Annotated in this window: 19 protein-coding genes and 1 pseudogene; 11 read left to right on the top strand and 9 right to left on the bottom strand. The window is 64.2% G+C overall.

Annotated features, from left to right (window positions below):
- Nucleotides 1-61: 61 nt before the first annotated feature.
- Nucleotides 62-715 carry a superoxide dismutase family protein gene (locus ACZ46K_RS12735; protein ID WP_054809732.1) on the top strand — a complete coding sequence of 218 codons (654 nt, stop codon included), beginning with the start codon at nt 62-64 and terminating at the stop codon, nt 713-715.
- A gap of 180 nt (nt 716-895) precedes the next feature.
- On the opposite strand, the gene ACZ46K_RS12730 is transcribed toward ACZ46K_RS12735, so the two are convergent.
- Nucleotides 896-2,689, bottom strand: a complete 1,794-nt coding sequence (locus ACZ46K_RS12730; RefSeq protein ID WP_464748551.1) for a thiamine pyrophosphate-requiring protein — start codon at nt 2,687-2,689, stop codon at nt 896-898.
- A gap of 168 nt (nt 2,690-2,857) precedes the next feature.
- Between ACZ46K_RS12730 and ACZ46K_RS12725 the strand changes: the two genes are divergently transcribed.
- Nucleotides 2,858-3,415, top strand: coding sequence for a DUF2231 domain-containing protein (locus ACZ46K_RS12725; protein WP_464748550.1), 558 nt, complete (start codon nt 2,858-2,860; stop codon nt 3,413-3,415).
- Nucleotides 3,416-3,533: 118 nt separating this feature from the next.
- Here the strand turns inward: ACZ46K_RS12725 and ACZ46K_RS12720 are convergent.
- A pseudogene (locus tag ACZ46K_RS12720) lies at nt 3,534-3,923 on the bottom strand (glutathione-dependent formaldehyde dehydrogenase); the annotation flags it as partial.
- Nucleotides 3,924-4,090: 167 nt separating this feature from the next.
- Here ACZ46K_RS12720 and ACZ46K_RS12715 point away from each other — a divergent pair.
- The 3 genes from ACZ46K_RS12715 (at nt 4,091) to ACZ46K_RS12705 (ending at nt 6,846) form a co-directional block, all read left to right on the top strand.
- Nucleotides 4,091-4,660, top strand: coding sequence for a type 1 glutamine amidotransferase domain-containing protein (locus tag ACZ46K_RS12715; protein ID WP_054806862.1), 570 nt, complete (start codon nt 4,091-4,093; stop codon nt 4,658-4,660).
- A gap of 24 nt (nt 4,661-4,684) precedes the next feature.
- Complete coding sequence (locus ACZ46K_RS12710) at nt 4,685-6,094, top strand: alpha,alpha-trehalose-phosphate synthase (UDP-forming) (RefSeq protein WP_464748548.1); 1,410 nt, start codon at nt 4,685-4,687, stop codon at nt 6,092-6,094.
- Nucleotides 6,095-6,171: 77 nt separating this feature from the next.
- The gene (locus ACZ46K_RS12705; protein ID WP_464748546.1) at nt 6,172-6,846 is read left to right on the top strand and encodes a PAS and ANTAR domain-containing protein; all 675 of its coding nucleotides are present in this window, start codon (nt 6,172-6,174) and stop codon (nt 6,844-6,846) included.
- 38 nt (nt 6,847-6,884) lie between these two features.
- On the opposite strand, the gene mbp1 is transcribed toward ACZ46K_RS12705, so the two are convergent.
- Nucleotides 6,885-7,121 (bottom strand): microaggregate-binding protein 1, encoded by a 237-nt coding sequence (gene mbp1, locus ACZ46K_RS12700; protein WP_464748544.1) that lies wholly within the window; start codon nt 7,119-7,121, stop codon nt 6,885-6,887.
- 76 nt (nt 7,122-7,197) lie between these two features.
- Nucleotides 7,198-7,443 carry a DUF6480 family protein gene (locus ACZ46K_RS12695; protein ID WP_054806860.1) on the bottom strand — a complete coding sequence of 82 codons (246 nt, stop codon included), beginning with the start codon at nt 7,441-7,443 and terminating at the stop codon, nt 7,198-7,200.
- Nucleotides 7,444-7,693: 250 nt separating this feature from the next.
- On the opposite strand from ACZ46K_RS12695, the gene ACZ46K_RS12690 reads away from it, so the two are divergent.
- Genes ACZ46K_RS12690 through ACZ46K_RS12680 form a run of 3 tightly spaced genes read left to right on the top strand, consistent with a single transcriptional unit; the run spans nt 7,694 to nt 9,573 of the window.
- Nucleotides 7,694-7,933, top strand: a complete 240-nt coding sequence (locus tag ACZ46K_RS12690; RefSeq protein WP_054810352.1) for a hypothetical protein — start codon at nt 7,694-7,696, stop codon at nt 7,931-7,933.
- Nucleotides 7,934-7,942: 9 nt separating this feature from the next.
- Nucleotides 7,943-8,299, top strand: coding sequence for a hypothetical protein (locus tag ACZ46K_RS12685; RefSeq protein WP_054806859.1), 357 nt, complete (start codon nt 7,943-7,945; stop codon nt 8,297-8,299).
- 47 nt (nt 8,300-8,346) lie between these two features.
- The gene (locus ACZ46K_RS12680; RefSeq protein ID WP_464748542.1) at nt 8,347-9,573 is read left to right on the top strand and encodes a glycosyltransferase; all 1,227 of its coding nucleotides are present in this window, start codon (nt 8,347-8,349) and stop codon (nt 9,571-9,573) included.
- A gap of 151 nt (nt 9,574-9,724) precedes the next feature.
- Here ACZ46K_RS12680 and ACZ46K_RS12675 read toward each other — a convergent pair whose 3' ends face one another.
- Nucleotides 9,725-10,150 carry an STAS domain-containing protein gene (locus ACZ46K_RS12675; protein ID WP_464748540.1) on the bottom strand — a complete coding sequence of 142 codons (426 nt, stop codon included), beginning with the start codon at nt 10,148-10,150 and terminating at the stop codon, nt 9,725-9,727.
- A 299-nt stretch (nt 10,151-10,449) separates the two neighbouring features.
- On the opposite strand from ACZ46K_RS12675, the gene ACZ46K_RS12670 reads away from it, so the two are divergent.
- Nucleotides 10,450-10,884 (top strand): ATP-binding protein, encoded by a 435-nt coding sequence (locus ACZ46K_RS12670; protein WP_054806858.1) that lies wholly within the window; start codon nt 10,450-10,452, stop codon nt 10,882-10,884.
- On the top strand, nt 10,881-11,663 hold the full coding sequence (locus tag ACZ46K_RS12665) for a SigB/SigF/SigG family RNA polymerase sigma factor (RefSeq protein WP_054806857.1): 783 nt from the start codon (nt 10,881-10,883) through the stop codon (nt 11,661-11,663). Before ACZ46K_RS12670 ends, ACZ46K_RS12665 begins: the two co-directional genes overlap by 4 nt.
- Before the next feature lie 25 nt (nt 11,664-11,688).
- Here ACZ46K_RS12665 and ACZ46K_RS12660 read toward each other — a convergent pair whose 3' ends face one another.
- The 4 genes from ACZ46K_RS12660 to aceA form a co-directional block, all read right to left on the bottom strand.
- The gene (locus ACZ46K_RS12660) at nt 11,689-12,750 is read right to left on the bottom strand and encodes an NAD(P)-dependent alcohol dehydrogenase (protein ID WP_054806856.1); all 1,062 of its coding nucleotides are present in this window, start codon (nt 12,748-12,750) and stop codon (nt 11,689-11,691) included.
- A 51-nt stretch (nt 12,751-12,801) separates the two neighbouring features.
- The gene (gene metE, locus ACZ46K_RS12655; RefSeq protein ID WP_464748538.1) at nt 12,802-15,096 is read right to left on the bottom strand and encodes a 5-methyltetrahydropteroyltriglutamate--homocysteine S-methyltransferase; all 2,295 of its coding nucleotides are present in this window, start codon (nt 15,094-15,096) and stop codon (nt 12,802-12,804) included.
- Between the two features lie 48 nt (nt 15,097-15,144).
- Complete coding sequence (locus ACZ46K_RS12650) at nt 15,145-16,041, bottom strand: 3-hydroxybutyryl-CoA dehydrogenase (protein WP_054806317.1); 897 nt, start codon at nt 16,039-16,041, stop codon at nt 15,145-15,147.
- 169 nt (nt 16,042-16,210) lie between these two features.
- Nucleotides 16,211-17,500 carry an isocitrate lyase gene (aceA, locus tag ACZ46K_RS12645; RefSeq protein ID WP_464748536.1) on the bottom strand — a complete coding sequence of 430 codons (1,290 nt, stop codon included), beginning with the start codon at nt 17,498-17,500 and terminating at the stop codon, nt 16,211-16,213.
- Nucleotides 17,501-18,026: 526 nt separating this feature from the next.
- Between aceA and ACZ46K_RS12640 the strand changes: the two genes are divergently transcribed.
- Entirely contained in the window at nt 18,027-19,187 is a 1,161-nt protein-coding gene (locus ACZ46K_RS12640; protein WP_464748534.1) for a globin domain-containing protein, read from the top strand.
- Nucleotides 19,188-19,220 lie beyond the last annotated feature (33 nt).

Raw genomic sequence — 19,220 nt, 5'->3', positions numbered from 1 at the left:
GATACACACGTCGTGACGAAATCCTGGGTTCGGACCTGTACGTCGCGGGTACGCGACATTCATGAACACACGACACACCACCTTGATCGCGGCAGTGTCACTGGCCGCTCTCGTCGCCACCGGTTGCAGCGACGACGAAGCGACAACCGACGACGCCACCGTCGAAACACCACCTCTGACCACCACCGAAACGACCACCGACGACATACCCACCCCGGCACCCGGGATGGCCGGCGCCTTCCAGGCACCCGGGGAGGCCGCCGGCGACGACGACAATGCCTTCACCTACGACGAAGCCGCCGTGCCGGTGGGCTCGGTGGTGAGGGTCGACTCCGAGGACCAGGACGGCCGCACGACGATCACCCTCGACGCGACGGGTCTGGCACCGAGCCGCGACTTCGGCGTGCACGTGCACACCTTGCCGTGCGGGCCGCAACCGTCGGACTCGGGACCGCACTACCAGAACGACCCCGACCCCGCGGCCACCCCGGACGCACCGTCGACGGACCCGGCCTATGCGAACCCCCAGAACGAGATCTGGCTCGACATCACGACCGACGAGAACGGCGCCGCGCAAGCGTCGACGACCGTCGACTGGGAGTTCCGCGACGATGAGGCCAATTCTGTGGTGCTCCACGCACAGCACACCATGACAGGACCGGGTGAGGCCGGAATGGCAGGTGACCGCCTGGCGTGCATCGACACCGATTTCTAGAAATCGTAGGTACACCGACGACTCCGACGACAACGATCGACGACACCGTCCGAGCTGACGTATCTCGAGCGCAGGCACCGGTATCGATACACAATGGGTTTCCGGACACATTGCGCTGCAGCTATATTGGCAATGGAAGGGCGGAACTGGGGTCACGCAACGTCGAATACGAATACTCGGTCAGTCGTCGTTGTGCGGGAGAAATTCCTGCGCCTTGGTCTTGACACCGGTCGTGATGAACCCCCAGGCGTCCTCGTCCCCGTGCAGGACCGCAGAAGCGGCCGACTTGAACTGTTCCCAGGTCGCGTGCGGCGGGATCGGCGGCATGTTCGGGTCGGTGTGCACGTCCAGCACGGTGGGCCGATCCGCTGAGAGCGCCTTGTCCCACGCGCCGGCGAGTTGGCCGGGTTCGGTGACCGTCTCGGCGCGCAAGCCGAGACTCTCGGCGAACGCCGCGTAGTCGACATCCGGAATGGTTTGCGAAGGTACGAATTTGGGTGCACCGGACATCGCTCGCATCTCCCAGGTCACCTGATTCAGGTCGTTGTTGTGCAGAATCGCGACTATGAGCCGGGGATCATCCCACTCCTGCCAGTAGTGTTCGACAGTGATCAGTTCGGCGAGCCCGTTCATCTGCATCGCGCCGTCGCCGGCGAACGCGATCACGGGACGATCCGGGTGCGCGAACTTCGCTCCGATTACGTAGGGGACGCCGGGCCCCATGGTCGCCAGAGTTCCCGAGAGGGAACCTCGCATCCGACCACGGAACCGCAATTGGCGCGCGTACCAGTTGGCCGCCGAGCCTGAGTCTGCGGTGACGATCGCGTCGTCGGGTAGGCGAGGCGACAGTTCGGCGAACAACCGCAGCGGGTTGACAGGATCGGCGTCCACCTGCGCTTGCATCTCCATGGTCTCCCACCAACGCGCCACGTTCGCCTCGATCTCCTCCCGCCAGGATCGGTCCTCCTTCCGGGACAAATGCGGAATCAATGCCTGCAAAGCTGTTTTCGCATCGGCGACCAGATTGACCTCGTTCGGGTAGCGCATCCCGATCATGTGACCGTCGATGTCGATCTGTACACCGCGGGCCTGGTCGTATTCGGGTAGGAACTGGGCGTACGGGAAGGAGGAGCCGATGGTCAGAAGGGTGTCGCAGCCGGCCATCATCTCGTAGCTCGGGCGCGTGCCGAGCAGCCCGATCGCTCCGGTGACCCACCCCAGTTCATCGGAAAGCACATCCTTGCCCAACAGCGCTTTGGCTGCGCCGGCGCCGAGCAGATCGGCAACGTGTGCGATCTCCTCGTGCGCGCCGCGCGCACCCTGCCCGACCAGGAGAGCAACCTTGCTGCCGGAGTTGAGGATCTCCGCGGCCCGCACCACCGCGGCGTCGCCGGGGGCGAGCGTCGGGATATCGAAGCCCACACTCGAGGGCACCATCTTGAACTCGTGGGTCGGTGGGGAGTAGTCGAGTTCCTGCACGTCCGCCGGAATGATCAGCGCGGTGGGAGCGTGCCGGGTCATTGCTGTCCGGATGGCCCGGTCGAGGGCGTTGGGCAATTGCTCGGGGACCGTGACTACTTGTACGTAATCGCTGGCGACATCCTTGTACAGGCTGAGCAGGTCCACCTCCTGCTGGTACGAGCCGCCCATGGCGGAACGGTCGGTCTGTCCGACGATCGCGACCACCGGTACGTGGTCGAGTTTGGCGTCGTAGAGGCCGTTGAGAAGATGTATCGCACCAGGTCCGGAGGTGGCGATACACACCCCGAGGCGTCCCGAGAATTTTGCGTATCCGACGGCTTCGAACGCACACATCTCCTCGTGCCGAGCCTGAACGAATCGCGGATTGTTCCCAGCCCGCTCCCAGGCGGCGAGAATGCCATTGATCCCGTCTCCTGCGTATCCGAATACGTGCTCGACTCCCCAGGTACGCAACCGTTCGAGCAGGTAGTCTGCGACGTTCTGACGGGTCATCGAATCCTCCTCAGCGCAAGAGACGCGTGCGCGCGATTGTCAACGGAACAGAGCACATGCTGCGACTGCACTCCCCAGCTACCCGGCTGACAGTGCCCGAAACCGGATCGGGCGAACAATCGCCAGTGTCGAGTGTTTCGAACCTTTCATCTGAGGTACTCGCGACCCATGACCGGATTGTTCTCGACACTGGAGTCCGCGACAGCACTCGATCGACCGTCGACGGTGGTCCGAGATGTTGTCCGACGTATTACCGCAGGCGTACCGGGTGACCTGTTGCGCGGTGACGTGGCTCCGGGCCATCCACTGCACCCCGCACTGGTTGCGATCCCGATCGGTGCCTGGTCGTGTGCGCCGCTGTTCGACTTCGTCTTCCGCAAACCGGAGACCGCACGGCAGCTGATCGGGCTCGGGTTGGTCGCAGCGCTGCCGTCCGCGCTTACCGGCTGGGCCGACTTCGCGGAATGCGACACACAGCAACGACGGGTCGGGCTGGTCCATGCTGCGGTCAACGGAACCGGCATCGCCCTGATGGGTCTGTCCTACCTGGGACGACGGCGAGGCGACCGTCCCGCTGCAGTAGCAGCGAGCACGGTCGCAACCGCAATGATCGGCTTCGGCGGCACCCTCGGCGGGCACCTGGCGTTCGCGATGGGTGCGCGGGTGGAGCGCCGCCGAAACCAGCCGTCGGCGGCCGGGCCGGCGTTCGATCCTGTGCTTGCGTGACTCCTCCTGCGACCTCCTCCCGAACGTCAAGGTGTGAAGACGATCTTCACCGCGCCGTCCTGCTTTCGTTGGAAGATGTCGTACGCATGCGGGGCATCCGACAACGGCAGCCGGTGCGTCCTCTCGCCGAGTCCCGCGCGAGCCGCTCCGGAACCAGGTCGACCGCGATGACCCGCGCTCCACGATGGCCGGCGATGCGGCCGGCCATGTCGCCGATCGGGCCGAGCCCGAGAACCGTAACCGTGCCCCCGTCCGGGATCTCGGCGTATTCGACCGCCTGCCACGCGGTCGGGAGGACGTCCGACAGGCACACGAATCGTTCGTCGGCGGGCCCCTGCGGGACCTTGATGTGGGTGGAGTCTGCATGGGGAACACGCAGGTACTGGGCCTGCCCGCCGGGCACACTGCCGTACAGCTGCGAGTAACCGAACAGCGCAGCGCCGCTTCCCTGCTCACGTACCTGGGTGGTCTCGCACTGGGTCTGCAGTCCACGATCACACATGAAGCACTCGTTTCCTCCGCTCGTCGAGACATGCACATCGGCGTACCCGCCGTCTCGGAAGGCAAACGGGTCGCCGCAGGCAAACGGAGTGGGCAGCAGAACATCCCGCAGCATGAAATCAGCCGAGACGGGTATGCGGGAGTCGGCGATACTTCGAAGAAGGGTTGATCATCATGAGCACAGCAGACAGTGGACGCCTGTCGGGCCGGACCATTGCCATCCTTGCAACCGATGGTGTCGAGGAGGTGGAGCTCGTCGAGCCCCGACGTGCGGTGGAGCAGGAGGGCGCCACCGTGCGGTTGCTGTCGCTGGAGAACGGAGAGATCCAGGCGATGCAGAAGGACGTGCATGCCGCGGGCAAGTACTCGGTCGACCAGGTAGTGGCAGACGCGTCGGTGGACGACTACGACGGCCTTCTCCTGCCGGGCGGGACAACCAATCCCGACCATCTCCGCCAGGACGAGAAGGCGGTCGCATTCGTCAGAGACTTCGTCACCTCGGGACGGCCCGTCGGCGTCATCTGTCACGGACCGTGGACGCTCGTCGAAGCCGACGTGGTCCGCGATCGAACGCTGACCTCGTATCCGAGTGTCCGGACCGACATCCGGAATGCCGGTGGCACGGTGGTGGACAAGGAAGTGGTCATCGACCAGAACCTGGTCTCGAGCCGCAACCCGGGCGACCTGCCCGCTTTCTGTTCGGCAGTGGTCGACGTGTTCGCGGGCACACGGCGAGCGGAGTGAATGCGAGCGGCTGGAGCAGGACGGATGCAAGGAGCAGGGCCGCGCGATTTCGTCGTGGTGGCGAACCGTCTTCCCATCGATCTCGTCGAGCAGCCCGACAATGGACCCGCGAGGTGGCAGCGCAGTCCCGGTGGGCTCGTCACGGCCCTCGAACCGGTTCTCCGATCCGTGGACGGCTCGTGGGTGGGATGGACCGGCACCGCTGATGCCGCCCACGATCCGTTCGTCGAGAACGGACTGACCCTTCATCCGGTGCAACTGGATGAACACGAGGTTGCCGAATATTACGAAGGCTTCGCCAACTCGACAATCTGGCCGCTCTACCACGACGCAGTCGTGGCACCCACCTTCCGCCGGGAGTGGTGGCACGCCTACCAACAGGTCAACCGCCGCTTCGCGGAGGCGGCATCTCTGGCCGCCGCGCCGGGTGCCACCGTGTGGGTCCACGACTATCAACTCCAACTCGTACCGCAAATGCTCCGCGAGTTGCGACCGGATGTGAGAATAGGGTTCTTCCTGCACATTCCGTTCCCACCGCCGGAACTGTTCCTGCAATTGCCGTGGCGAAAGGCGACCATCGAGGGTCTGCTCGGCGCGGACCTCGTCGGGTTCCACCTTCCGGGTGGCGCCGAGAACTTCCGGTATCTGGCCCGACGGCTTCTCGGCTTGCCCAGTACGCATCGAGCCGAGGGTGGCCTGATCGAGTTCGGCACACGGCGTGTGCGCGTGGGCGCCTACCCGATCTCCATCGACGCAGCTCGGCTGCGCGACTCTTCGGTGGAGCCGAGCACCGTACTACGCGCCGGGCAGATCAGGGCCGAGCTCGGTGATCCCGAGATCTTCCTGCTCGGCGTGGATCGACTCGACTACACCAAGGGCATCGAGCTGCGTATCGAAGCCCTCCGGGAGTTGTTCCAGGACGGAGCACTCGATCCCGACAAGACCGTGATGGTGCAGCTCGCCACCCCCAGCCGCGAGCGTCTCGCAGCCTATTCCTCGTTGCGAGATGTGGTCGAACGGGTAGTGGGCGGAATCAACGGCGAGTTCGGTCGTCTGCGCGGTCCGGTCGTGCACTACCTGCATCGTCCGGTCGCACGCGACGAGCTCGTCGCGATGTACACCGGCGCCGATGTCATGCTCGTGACACCGTTGCGCGACGGAATGAACCTTGTCGCGAAGGAGTACGTGGCCTGCCACAGCGATGGCACGGGCGCGCTTGTTCTCAGCGAATTCGCCGGGGCCGCCGCAGGGTTGCGTCGTGCTCTGCTGGTGAACCCACACGATCTCGAGGCCGTGAAGAACGCGATACTCAGCGCCGTCCGACTCGGCGATCCGGGCCTGACCCGAAGGATGCGTTCGATGCACGGTCAGGTCATGACTCACGACATCGACCGGTGGACGCGTCATTTCCTCGACGATCTGCGCACGGCGTAGTCCATGCATGCCGTGTCGTTCGAGCCACGACCCTTCCGGTGAACCCAGCCGATGCGAAGTGGCGCATAATCTGACCTATGAAAGATCGTGCCACTCTTCCCGACGCGGCTGCGGCCCGCCCCCTCGGCGGCAACTCGTCCCCGCATGTCGGAAGCTTCCGATACCTGCTTGCCGACGACACGTGGGAGTGGTCCGACGCGGTGGCGGCCATGCACGGATACGCGCCGGGCACGGTGCATCCGACCACCGAGTTGCTACTGCAGCACAAGCACCCCGACGACAAGAAGAAACTTGCAGAACTACTCGAGGCGGTCCGCACCACGGGAGAACCGTTCAGCAGTAAACATCGCATCATCGATACCGCCGGCAACATCAAGAGTGTGGCGGTGATCGGCGACCGCCTGGTCGACGGAAACGGCACGGTGCTCGGCACAAGCGGGTTCTACCTGGACCTGTCCGAGGCAATCGAGGAGGACATCCGGGAAGGCGTGGACGAGGCGGTTTCCTCTCTCGCCGCAGCGCGCGCCGTGATCGAACAGGCCAAAGGCATCCTGATGGTGGTGTACGCAGTTTCCGCCCAACACGCCTTCGAGGTCCTGACCTGGCGTTCCCAGGAGACCAATGTCAAGCTGCGGGTACTCTCGGAACAACTTGTCGCGGAGGCTACATCCGGTTCCGGCGCGCAGCCTATCGCGCGCACGGAATTCGATCATCTCTTGATGACACTGCACGAGCGAGTGCCCGACGCCTGATCAAGGCCTCGGGCACCCCCAACAGCTGCCGCTGTGGACTACTGCTGTGAACGCTGCCGTGCTTCGTCCACTTCGGCTTCGCCGCGAGCCTTCTCGGCCTCGGCTTCCTTCTTCGCAGCTTCCCGCTGACTCTCGGCCTTGTCCTGTTGGGCGCGTCCCTCACGCGTGAGGTCGTCGTTTCCTACCAAGGCTCCGGCTGCTTCCTTGGCCTTGCCCTTCACGCCTTCGACGGCGCCCTTGATGCCCTCGCTGGGGCCGCTCTTGTCGTCTGTCATTCCGATAATCCCTTCTCGTGATTCACATGCTCGGGTCGCCCGTCCATCGCTTCGACCCCGATTCGGTGTGCTGCTTCTAGAACAACAAGCCGACGGCCACAGCCACGAAGATCAGGACGATCACCACCACGGCGCCGATCGTCATCCACCCGGTGGGAGGGAATCTGAAACTCGTACGCGGCTCCGGCGCAGACAGCCCCGAGGTACCCGATGATTCGGGCGGTGTCGATCCGGGGCGCACTCCACCGCCGGGATCCAGATCCGGTGTCCTGTCAGGACTCGGATCGGTGTTGCCGTGAGGCTCAGGATCGGAGACGCTCATGTGCTCTCCTCGATTCGTTTCCGCATCGTGTCGGTCGAATACCGAACTCGGCAACCGCACTTCTGCTATCGGGCGGACCTGTACTGGATGCCCATTCGCCCGCCATCGAAACCCGATCAACCGGGACGATCCCCGGCCCGCTCCTAATCCGTCTCGCGAACCGCACGTTTGCCACGCGAACCGCACGTTTGCACAGCCACGTGGCGGGGCACCCGAGAGGCACGGCAGTTCACACGAAAGGAGCTTCGGCATGCCCACGTGCGATACATGCGGAAACGACTACGACAAGACCTTCACCGTCACTCGCGAGAGCTTCACGGGCACATACGACAGTTTCGAGTGCGCCGTCGATGCGATGGCGCCGGAGTGCGCCCATTGCCACTGCAGAATCCTCGGTCACGGAGTCGAGGCGAACGGGGTGATGTTCTGTTGTGCCCACTGCGCGCGTCAAGTCGGCCAAGACCGGCTCACCGATCGTGTCGGGAGCTGACCACCAGCCATGACCCAAGATGTGGAGAAACGCTGGCGCGATCCCAAGGCGTTCCGTAGCGCCGTCCGGTATGCAGCCATCGTCATTGCGATCGCACTGCTGATCATGGTCGGAGTGATCGTGTGGTCGGCAATGTCCGGTGACAGTTGTGCGGACGCAGAGTTCGCCGTCTGCACCGATCCCGCTCGCCAGATTCTCATGTTCGGACCGGTACTCGTACTTCTTCTGGGAGGACTCGGGGCGTTCATCCGCGCCTATCTGGTGTGGAAGGAGGGTGGCCGTTGGCCTATCTGGCACGGAACCGGGTGGGCCCTCTTCGTTCTGATGGTGATGTACGCCGGCATTTCGGCGACGGCCGCGACGTAGTCCGTTTCTCCGAAGAAGCCGCTGCTCTTTGCCCAGGAGGGAACCCGATGCACATCGCGATCGTGTCCGCAGGCGCGAGTCCGCTCTGTACTGCCGGTGATTCCCACGCCGACGCACGGGGTTTTCACGTCGCTGAGCTCTCCGCAGCCCTCACTCGTGCAGGCCACCGCGTTGTCATATACACACGCTACGACAGCCCCGACCTTCCCGAACGAGTGCGCACCGAGGCGCATTACGAGGTGGTGCACGTCCCTGCCGGTCCGCCCGAGCAGCTGGCGGAGGATGAACTGCTCACCTTCACAGGAGAGTTCGGCTCCTTCCTCCAGAGCGAATGGTCACGTGAACGTCCGGACGTCGCACACGCCCATTTCTGGCTGTCGGGAATCGCGACCCAGTTGGCAGCACGAGAACTGGGAATTCCGACTGTGCAGACCTTCCATACGTTGGGAGTGGTCGAGCGTCGACATCAGAGCACGACCGACGCCACCCCATCGGACCGGATCCGCCTGGAGAAACTCGTCGCTCGCGGTGCCACCAGAGTGGTAGCAGCCTGCACCGACGAAGTGTCCGAGCTCACTCGCATGGGCCTACCCCGGGCTCGCACATCCGTCGTGCCCTGCGGCGTCGATGTGAACCGATTCGAACCTGTTGGCCCCACGCTCCTCCCCCGGAGAGCGAAGTATCGCATCGTGTCCATCGGAAAGATCGTTCCCCCAATGGGTTTCGATGTCACGATCGCAGCCCTGAGTGCACTTCCCGACACCGAACTCGTGGTGGCAGGAGACCCACCGGACGGCGGCAGCCCACCCGGCGATCCGGAAGCATCACGGCTCGCCGGAGTCGCACGGCGGTGCGGCGTATACGACCGAGTACGGATGCCCGGCAGGATCGCGCACTCGCAGACGCCCGCTCTATTGCGTTCGGCAGATATCGTCGTGAACAACCCCTGGTACGAGCCATTCGGCGTCGTGCCCCTCGAGGCCATGGCGTGTGGACGACCGGTGATCGCATCCGCGGTCGGCGGCGTACTCGACATCGTGGTCGACGGCGTTACCGGTGATCTCGTACCACCCCGGTCCCCCGAAGCCCTCGCGAAGGCAGCACGGAAACTGCTCGGCGACCCGACCACCCGCGACACCTACGGGATCGCGGGACGCGACCGCGCCGTCGCACGATTCTCGTGGGATCGCGCCGCTGCGGACACTGCCCGCGCGTACGAGCGGTGCATCCCGCTGCCGCGTGAGGAAGCCCTCAGTCGAGTGAGAACGCGATGATCCGCTCTCGTTTAGCAACACGGACACCAACATCGCATCGCATCGCATGAAGCATCGACGAAAACACCGTTGCCGTGCAAGCATTCACCTTGCACGGCAACGGCTTCGCGACATACTGACCACTACAGTCTGCCGCGTCCTTCGAATGGCATCACGCCGCGTGACTCAGCGATCGCATCGCGCTCTCCAGGGAAAAGTGCTTGGGAATACGCTGTTCGGGGTCGGCAACACGCAGCAGTCGCTGGACCGGCCTTCCGCAGACGAGAGCCCAACGTGCACTGTTCTGGCGACTCACCTCATCGAGCTCGTCGAACACCGCCAGGCCAGGCGTCCCGAAGAACCCCACTTCGGACAGGTCCAGGATCACCCGCGGCGAAGACCGAAGCTGCGCACAAGAATACTCGCTCAGCGCAGCCGCGTTACGGAGGTCGATTTCTCCGCCGACTCCGACACGAACCAGAGCGGAGCTGATCTGCTGCGCGCAGAATTGGGCGCCGGCCGCCCAGTAGATCGCAGCACCGGCCGGACCAGGACGCATGGGCAGGGTCCGCGGGGCAGGGCTCTCGGTAGCTGTCATTGCACTTCCCAACGTCTGAGAAACTCCAAAGGCGCTAGTGGCGCAGACGCAGCGGCACAGAATCGCCCGCCGGAATACCGCCCATCATGCGGCACCTTCGACTTCCAGGCTGTGTGCTCAACCGCCCCCAACACTAGTGCAGACCCGGCGCGTGCTCAACCGGATCGAGATATCTCCATCCGTAATGGAGGCAGCGGAAGAACCGTTGGGTTGAAACCTCTCCGACTGGGTAGTCTCCCCCCTGAAAGGGAAGCAGAACATTGAGCACCGTTACATGCAGTCACGGAGAACAGGCACCCATGGCGAATTCCGCGTCGGTAGATTCGGCACACGAAGATGCACCCCCCACAGTCGAGCTGCGGGTCAGGGCCGATGCCGACCAGCTTTCGGTGCTGCGCGCGGTCGCGGCAGCGATCGCATTGCAACACGACTTCGATCTCGACACCGTCGAGGACATCAAACTCGCAGTCGACGAGGCAGCAACCCGACTGATCGTGAATTCCACAGATCTGTCCACCCTTCTGTGTAGCTTCCAAGTCTCCCCATCGGGAGTGAAGATCAGCTTGTCGGCACCCACCCGCACGGATGCCCCCACCCGGCAGCCCCGCTCGTTCGGGTGGCATGTTCTCAATTCGCTCACCGATTCGGTTTCGGTGTCGTCGGGTATCGACGACCACGGTGACACTGTGAGCACCATCGACCTTGTGATCTCCGAAGGTAGCGCCGCTCGGTGAAAGAGAACAACAGGAGGACGAACGACGAGTATGCCGACGTCTTCGACGATCTGAAAAGGATCGCTGTTCTCGATGTGAAGGATGCGGAACGCTCTGTGATCCGCGAGCACGTCGTCGAACGTTGTCTCCCTCTTGCCGAACACATCGCGCGTCGCTTCGATGGGCGCGGCGAGGGATTCGAAGACCTGGTCCAGGTCGCGCGTCTCGGGTTGGTCAACGCGGTCGACAGGTTCGATCCGGATCGCGGGGCCGACTTCGTATCATTTGCGGTACCCACCATCATGGGTGAGGTGCGCCGGCACTTCCGCGACACCGCGTGGGCGGTGCGGGTTCCCCGTCGCATGAAGGAACTGCACCTGTCGTTGAGCCATGCAACCGCCGACCTGTCGCAGCGCCTCGGGCGCGCGCCCTCGGCAAGCGAGCTCGCGCAGGAGCTGGGTATCGACCAGGAAGAAGTACTGCAGGGTCTGGTCGCGGGGAATGCCTACACCACTATCTCCGTGGATCGGTCGTCGCCACAGACCGACGACGGACTGACTCTGGCCGAGACACTCGGCGAGTACGACGCGGCCCTCGACGAGGTCGAGAACAACGAAGCACTGCGTCCGTTGCTCGAGGCGCTACCGGAACGCGAACGCTCCATCGTCATGTTGCGATTCTTCGGCAACATGACCCAGACGCAGATCGCCGAACGAGTCGGGGTGTCGCAGATGCACGTCTCGCGTCTGCTGGCAAAGACTCTCGCGCAGCTACGGGATCAGCTCGGCGACAACTTCTGACCCGGCCCGTTCCCTCGGTTCCGGCTCAGAAGGTTGCGGCGTCGATGACGAATCGGTACCGCACGTCGCTCGCAACGACGCGGTCGTAGGCCTCGTCGATGCGATCGGCGGAGATCAATTCGATCTCTGCGGCAATGCCGTTCGCCGCACAGAACTCGAGCATCTCCTGGGTCGACGCGATCCCTCCGACGTTCGATCCCGCGATCGCCCGGTCGTTGTTGCCGAGTGAGAACGCCCGCAGCGTCAGCGGATTCTCGGGCAGTCCCAGTTCGACGAGAACACCCTGCAACGACAGCAGCGACAGGTACCGGTCCAGGTCGAGGTTGACCGACACGGTGTTGAGGATCAGATCGAACTTGCCGCGAAGTTCCTTGAAGATCGCCTCATCGGTCGTCGCGCGGTAATCGACGGCGCCGAAGCGCAGGCCGTCCTCTTTCTTCGCCAGGGAATGGCTGAGCACGGTCACCTCCGCGCCGAGCGCCGCGGCGATCTTGACGCCGACATGCCCGAGACCGCCCATCCCGATGATCGCGACCTTGGTACCGGGGCCTGCCTTCCATCGCTTCAACGGTGAGTACAGGGTGATGCCGGCGCACAGCAACGGCGTCGCCGCGGCGGGATCGAGCCCGTCCGGCACCTGCAGCACGAAGTGTTCGGTGACGACGATGTGCGTCGAGTAGCCACCCTGAGTGACCTGGCCGTCGCGGCCGACGGAGTTGTACGTCGCGGTGACCCTGTTGACGCAGTGCTGCTCGAATCCGGTGGTGCACGGATCGCACTCACCGCACGAATCGACGAAGCACCCCACACCGACCCGGTCGCCGACGACGTGCTTCGTGACCTCGGCGCCGACGGCGGCGACGCGTCCGACGATCTCGTGACCGGGCACGACCGGGTACTTCGTACCGCCCCACTCGTTGCGGGCCACGTGGATGTCCGAGTGACAGATGCCCGCGAATTCGATCTCGATCAGCACGTCGCTCGGACCCAACGGGCGGCGCTCGATCGTGGTCTTCGTCAGCGGGGCATCTGCAGCGGTGGCGGTGAAGGCAGCAGCAGTGATGGTCGGAACAGCCGAGTCGCTCATGCTCCTATCCTTACTCCCCTGCCGGAACCCTGCACCCGCGGGTGCAGGGCGTCACAGTCGTTCGTGCTGTTCGGTCCTGGCTGCGGCCCGGCGACGCACCCGGCGCGCCGCGGCGACGAGGTTGCGCAGCGACGGCTCGAGCTGCCAGTTCCGGCGAGACTTGAGGCCGCCGTCCGGGTTCGCCCACAGCCGGTCGAGGTCCACGGACTGGGCTGCTTCGGTCAGCAACTCGTCGAGTTCGTCGATGTCGGGGATCCGCGCCGAGCGCGACTCGTAGACGCCCGGCCCGACGCCGTGGGTCAGGGCCTGATCCTTGATCGCCTCGAGCACCCAGCCGATCGACCTGGTCGCGACGATCGCGGTGACGTCGGCATCGAGTCGTTCGATTGCGTCGACCACCGACTTCTGGCCCGAGTACGTCAGGTGTGTGTGGATCTGGGTCTCGGGCGCTGCCCCGCCGGTCGCGAGGCGGAACGCATCGACCGCCCAGTCGAGGTACTCGACGCGCCCGTCCTGCCGTAGCGGCAGCAGTTCACGGATCGCCGGTTCGTCGACCTGGATGATCGCGATGCCCGCCTTCTCCAGATCCTTGATCTCGTCTCGGATCGCGAGCGCCAACTGGTCGGCGGTCTCGTGCCGCGGCTGGTCCGCTCGCACGTAGGAACGCGCCAGCATCGTGACCGGGCCCGTGAGTATTCCCTTGACCGGTTTGTCGGTGAGCGACTGCGCGAACGCGGTCCACTCGACCGTCATCGGTTTCGGCCGCACGATGTCGCCGTACAGGATCGGTGGGCGAGTACAGCGCGACCCGTAGGCCTGCACCCAGCCGAAATGAGTGGTGGCGTAGCCTTCCAGCAGTTCGGCAAAGTACTGCACCATGTCGTTGCGTTCGTGTTCGCCGTGCACCAGGACGTCGAGACCGATGTCCTCCTGCAGCCGGATCGTCGACTCGATCTCGGCCTGGATCAGCTCGGTGTACTCGTCGTTCGACAGTCGCCCTCGGACGAGTTCGTACCGCGCCTTGCGCGCCTCGGCTGTCTGAGGGAACGAACCGAGGGTTGTCGCGGGGACGGGCGGCAGCTTCAGTCGCTTCTGCTGGGCGACGCGACGCTCCTCGTAGGGGGCGCGGACGCGATGCTCGGCGGTGAGAGCGTTGAGGCGGGCCCGCACGGTGTGCTTCTGCTTGAAATGCACGGAGACGGGCGGTCGGCGCCACTTCTCCTCCGCTCCGGTGGTGAGCGCCTTCGCGAGCGAGACGACCTCGCCGACCTTCTGCTTCGCGAAGGCGAGCCGGTCGGCGACGTCGCCGGGGATGTCGTATTCGATGAGGAGGTCATACGGCACGTGCAGCAACGAGGAGGAGGTCGAGACGACGAGGTCCGGCGCGACCGCAGCGAGCGACTGCAGGTAGTCGAGCGTGCGGCGCCGATCGACTTTCCACACGTTGCGGCCGTCGACGACGCCGGCGTAGATCCGCTTACGCTTCAGGCCGGGCACGGCAGCGAGTTCGTCCGGAGTCATCCGGCCGTTGACGAGGTCCAGACCGAGCGCTTCGACCTTCGACGCCGCCAGGATCGGCAACGCTTCACCGAGATGGCCGTACGGTCCGGTCACGAGGATGCGTGGCCGCAGCGGTGCGTGCGAAAGCACTTCGTAGGCTCGCTTCAGCGCGGCAAGTTCGTCGGCGCTGCGGTCCTCGGTGAACGACGGCTCGTCGAGTTGCACACACGTAGCGCCGCGTATCGCGAGTTGTTCGAAGAGCCGCTCGTACTGCTCGAGCAGCCTGTCGAGCAGATCGAGTGTCGAGAATCCGTTCTGCTGGGAAGCCGGCGCAACCTTCGACAGCAACAGCAGCGACACGGGGCCGAGCACGACGGGCCGAAGTTCGACGCCCTCGGCCATGGCACGATCGAACTCGTCGAGCAACGCGGCCGAATTCAGTCCGAAGACGGTGTGCTCGTCGAGTTCCGGCTGGCGGTAGTGGTAGTTGCTCCCGAACCAGCGGACGAGTTCGAGGGGCGGGAAGTCTGCGCGGCCACGGCACATCGTGAAGTAGAAATCGAGTGGGTCGAGTTCGTCGACGAGCGGACGGAATCGCTCCGGGACCGCACCGAACAGCAGTGCGTTGTCGAGCACGTGGTCGTAGTAGGAGAACGTGTTGCCGGGGACCTGCGTCAATCCGGTGGCGAACAGTTCACGCCACATGTTCTCCTGCAGTTCGCGACCGACCGCGATGATCTCGGCGCGGGTGCCGTCCCCGTGCCAGTAGGAATCGAGAGCACGCTCGAGTTCACGACGGGGTCCGATGCGCGGGTAACCGAGAATGCTCGAGCCGTGGCCTGCCATGCCGGAATCGACCTCTCCCTCAATGCAGTCGCGGTGGGTGCTGCCTGACTAGCCGGCCTTCTTGGTCGCGCGACCGTTGTCGGCGTACTCGTAGAAGCCGGCTCCCGACTTCTTGCCGACGAGTCCGGCCTCGACCATACGGAGAAGCAGCGGAGGTGCCGAGTAGAGCGGCTCCTTGAATTCGTCGTACATGGAGTCCGCGATCGACTTGACGGTGTCGAGCCCGACGAGATCGGTCAGTTCGAGCGGGCCCATGGGGTGGGCGCACCCGAGCACCATCGCCTTGTCGACGTCCTCTTTGGTGGCGAAACCGGATTCGACCATCCGGACTGCCGAGAGAAGGTACGGCACGAGCAATGCGTTCGCGATGAAACCTGCCCGGTCGGATGACCGGACAACCTGTTTGCCGAGGATGTCGCTTGCGAAGGCCTCTGCGCGTTCCGACACCGCGCGGCCGGTCTTGAGGGTGGTCACGACCTCCACCAGCGGAAGTACCGGTACCGGATTGAAGAAGTGCATCCCGATGACGCGTTCGGGTGCCGCGGTCGCGATGCCGAGTTTCATGATCGGGATCGACGACGTGTTGGAGGCGAGAACAGCATTGGGATCGGTGACGACCTTGTCCAGCCCCGCGAAGATCTCGGCCTTGATCTTCTCGTCCTCCACGACCGCTTCCACCACGAGCTGCCGATCTGCGAAATCCTCGAGATCGGAGGTGAAACGCAGCCGCCATGCAGCCTGTTCACGCTCACGTTCGGTGATCTTCCCAGTACTCACACCGCGGTCGAGAGACCTGAGGATCCGTGCGCGTCCGGCCGCCGCGAGTTCGCGGGTCTGCTCGAACACCAGGACGTCGACATGAGCACGCGCACACACCTCGGCGATACCCGAGCCCATGATGCCGGCGCCGATCACACCGACGCGCTGAATCCTCTCGCTGGTCACGTCAGCTCTCCCTCAACCTTGACTGCGCTACGGTGACAACAGATCTGGTGAGCAGATAGTCAACTCACCCGGGTACGTCCCAAGCCTCGAGTTTCGACACCGGCGGCCCGCAACCAACGTCGCGGGCCGCCGGGCTTGTATGCCGAAATCCGGAGAGGCGGTCCAGCTCCTAGTGGAACTGGCCTTCCTCGGTGGAACCCTTCAGGGCAGCCGTGGAGGTGTTCGGGTCGACCGTGGTGGCGATGCGGTCGAAGTAGCCTGCGCCGACCTCACGCTGGTGCTTGATCGCGGTGAAGCCACGCTCTTCTGCGGCCTTGAACTCGCGCTCCTGCAGGTCGACGAAGGCGGTCATGCCCTCGCGGGCGTAGCCGTGCGCCAGGTCGAACATGCCGTAGTTGAGCGAGTGGAAGCCGGCGAGGGTGATGAACTGGAACTTGAAGCCCATCGCGCCGAGCTCCTTCTGGAACTTCGCGATGGTCGCGTCGTCCAGGTGAGCCTTCCAGTTGAAGGACGGCGAGCAGTTGTAGGCCAGCAGCTGGTCGGGGAACTCGCTGCGGACGGACTCGGCGAACTTCTTGGCGACCTCGAGATCCGGCACACCGGTCTCCATCCAGATGAGGTCGGAGTACGGGGCGTAGGCCTTGGCGCGAGCGATGCAGGGCTCGATACCGTTCTTGACGCCGTAGAAACCCTCGGCAGTGCGGGTGCCATCGAGGAACTCGCGGTCGCGCTCGTCGACATCGGACGTGATGAGCGTAGCGGCCTCGGCGTCGGTGCGGGCGATGACGACCGTCGGGACGTCGGCGACATCCGCGGCGAGGCGAGCCGAGGTCAGGGTGCGGATGTGCTGCTGGGTCGGGATGAGCACCTTGCCACCGAGGTGGCCACACTTCTTCTCCGACGCGAGCTGATCCTCCCAATGCGAACCGGCAACACCGGATGCGATCATGGCCTTCTGCAGCTCGTAGACGTTGAGAGCGCCACCGAAGCCGGCCTCACCGTCGGCGACGATCGGAGCGAGCCAGTTGTCGACGGAGGTGTCGCCCTCGACCTTGGCGATCTCGTCGGCGCGCAGCAGCGCGTTGTTGATGCGGCGCACGACCTGCGGAACCGAGTTCGCCGGGTACAGCGACTGGTCCGGGTAGGTGTGACCGGACAGGTTGGCGTCGCCGGCGACCTGCCAACCGGACAGGTAGATGGCCTTCAGGCCGGCGCGAACCTGCTGAACGGCCTGGTTGCCGGTGAGGGCGCCCAGCGAGTTGATGTAGTCCTCGTTGTTCACGAGGTCCCACAGGATCTCCGAACCACGACGGGCGAGGGTGGCTTCCTCGACGACGGAGCCCTGCAGTGCGGCGACCTGCTCGGCCGTGTAGTTGCGGGTGATTCCCTTCCAGCGCGGATTGGTGTCCCAGTCCTTCTGGATTTCTTCAGCGGTCCTCGGGGTGCCGGTGGTCGACATCAAAGCTCCACTCTCTAGATCTACTCCGCTCGGCGTCAGCAGTACGTCTGTACTACTTCACATCCTTTGCGGCCCATTCGGATGTACATGACGACAATGACACATCCGAAAACCACTCGCTACCTGTTGCTAATGCCAATCTCGGCAATTTTTGCCGTGCACTCTGCAAAGATTGCTAATCAAGGGTGGGACCAACAACCATGCCGCCGGGGATAGAAGTTACCCGCCGGTAGCACTGACCTCGACTTTTACGGCCCTTCAAAAGCCGAGTGCGATGCAACGCCCTGTCGCGATGACCTGCTCGACAAATCCCTCGAAGGTTCCCTGATGTGACGGCCTTCACAGAACTTCACTGCACATACACGCCCTGTAAATGACCTTGAAAGCACCCCGCGCGGTCGTACGATGTGCCGCACGACCGGATCGGGGCCGGTCGCGCACAGCCCTGCGCGCCTCCTGCTTCGGTTGCCGTCCGCACAACCGAGGAGCAGTCATCCTTTCAGCCACGTCGCGTCCGATCGTCGAGATGACCCTGCCTGTGGTCGGGGCACACATCGGCGTGATCTCCAAGGTGTTCTACGAGAAGCTGTTCGCCGCAGTCCCGTCGCTGCGCACCAACCTGTTCAACGGGACGAATCAAGCGAACCTCACCCAGCAGCAGGCGCTCGCAAGTTCCGTTGCGTCGTTCGCAACCATGCTCGTCATGCAGGAACCCCGCGACATCGACGCGATCATGGCCCGGATCGCCGCAAAGCACGCATCCCTGGGCGTGACGTCCGACCTCTACGAAGTCGTGCGCACCCACCTGTTCGCCGCGATCGTGGAGGTCCTCGGCGACGCCGTCACTCCCCAGGTTGCCGCCGCATGGGACGAGGTGTACACACTGATGGCCAACTCTCTGGCCGAACAGGAATCGCAGCTGTACCAGGATGTGGGCGTGACAGAAGGCCAGGTATGGAGGCAGGCCCTGGTGGCCGCGCGCGAGTACGACGGCGCACACTCCGCAACGCTGTTCCTGCGTCCTCTCGACGGGAGCCCGTTCCGCATCCACCGCCCTGGCCAGTACACCTCGGTCCGCATCCGCTTCGCAGACAAATCAGAACAGATCCGCCAGTACACGGTGACCCACGGCCGCCAGTCGGGCGAATGGGCGCTGTCCGTCAAACGCGTGCCGGACGGACTCGTGTCACCGATCCTCGTGGACAGGGTCGAGGAAGGTGACCAGCTCACCGTGTCGCAGCCGTTCGGCGGCGTCGTGGTCGACAACGGCACCCACCCGTTGCTCCTGGTCTCTGCGGGAATCGGTGTCACCAACACCATGGCGACCCTCCAATATCTGGCCACGTACAACCCCGCCCGCGAGGTGACGATCGTCCATGTGGAGGCGTCCGCATACGAGCACGTACGGCGCATCGAATTCAGCGCGCTGGTGAAGTCACTGCCCCACGCACAGCTGTTCCTCCGCTACAAGGATTTCGACGGTGAGCACGACGACGGCCGAAACCCACTGACGCGTGTCCCGTTGCCCTCGGATGCACAGACGTACGTATGCGGACCGGTCGACTTCATGCGGTCGATCCGCCGCGAACTGATCGGCGCCGGACTGTCACCGGCATCGATCCATTTCGAGGCATTCGCGCCGGGTTCGTGGCTCGGCTTCGAGAGTGAGGCGGCGCCCGTTTCTTAACGAAGTTGCGAACCCTACGTTGCAAAGCGAGTG

This window comes from Rhodococcus sp. JCM 9793 (genome assembly GCF_055380405.1).
Note: the sequence above shows the minus strand (reverse complement) of the source record. Positions and strands in the feature narration are given on the sequence as shown.

Bases quoted from the DNA above. Each gene is read 5' to 3' on its own strand.
- ACZ46K_RS12690 (WP_054810352.1), top strand. From the start codon at position 7,694: ATGCCCACGTGCGATACATGCGGAAACGACTACGACAAGACCTTCACC.
- ACZ46K_RS12705 (WP_464748546.1), top strand. From the start codon at position 6,172: ATGAAAGATCGTGCCACTCTTCCCGACGCGGCTGCGGCCCGCCCCCTC.
- ACZ46K_RS12675 (WP_464748540.1), bottom strand. From the start codon at position 10,150: ATGACAGCTACCGAGAGCCCTGCCCCGCGGACCCTGCCCATGCGTCCT.
- ACZ46K_RS12725 (WP_464748550.1), top strand. From the start codon at position 2,858: ATGACCGGATTGTTCTCGACACTGGAGTCCGCGACAGCACTCGATCGA.
- mbp1 (WP_464748544.1), bottom strand. From the start codon at position 7,121: ATGACAGACGACAAGAGCGGCCCCAGCGAGGGCATCAAGGGCGCCGTC.
- ACZ46K_RS12715 (WP_054806862.1), top strand. From the start codon at position 4,091: ATGAGCACAGCAGACAGTGGACGCCTGTCGGGCCGGACCATTGCCATC.
- metE (WP_464748538.1), bottom strand. From the start codon at position 15,096: ATGGCAGGCCACGGCTCGAGCATTCTCGGTTACCCGCGCATCGGACCC.
- ACZ46K_RS12680 (WP_464748542.1), top strand. From the start codon at position 8,347: ATGCACATCGCGATCGTGTCCGCAGGCGCGAGTCCGCTCTGTACTGCC.
- ACZ46K_RS12695 (WP_054806860.1), bottom strand. From the start codon at position 7,443: ATGAGCGTCTCCGATCCTGAGCCTCACGGCAACACCGATCCGAGTCCT.
- ACZ46K_RS12685 (WP_054806859.1), top strand. From the start codon at position 7,943: ATGACCCAAGATGTGGAGAAACGCTGGCGCGATCCCAAGGCGTTCCGT.
- ACZ46K_RS12640 (WP_464748534.1), top strand. From the start codon at position 18,027: ATGACCCTGCCTGTGGTCGGGGCACACATCGGCGTGATCTCCAAGGTG.
- ACZ46K_RS12710 (WP_464748548.1), top strand. From the start codon at position 4,685: ATGCAAGGAGCAGGGCCGCGCGATTTCGTCGTGGTGGCGAACCGTCTT.
- ACZ46K_RS12730 (WP_464748551.1), bottom strand. From the start codon at position 2,689: ATGACCCGTCAGAACGTCGCAGACTACCTGCTCGAACGGTTGCGTACC.
- ACZ46K_RS12660 (WP_054806856.1), bottom strand. From the start codon at position 12,750: ATGAGCGACTCGGCTGTTCCGACCATCACTGCTGCTGCCTTCACCGCC.
- ACZ46K_RS12735 (WP_054809732.1), top strand. From the start codon at position 62: ATGAACACACGACACACCACCTTGATCGCGGCAGTGTCACTGGCCGCT.
- aceA (WP_464748536.1), bottom strand. From the start codon at position 17,500: ATGTCGACCACCGGCACCCCGAGGACCGCTGAAGAAATCCAGAAGGAC.
- ACZ46K_RS12670 (WP_054806858.1), top strand. From the start codon at position 10,450: ATGGCGAATTCCGCGTCGGTAGATTCGGCACACGAAGATGCACCCCCC.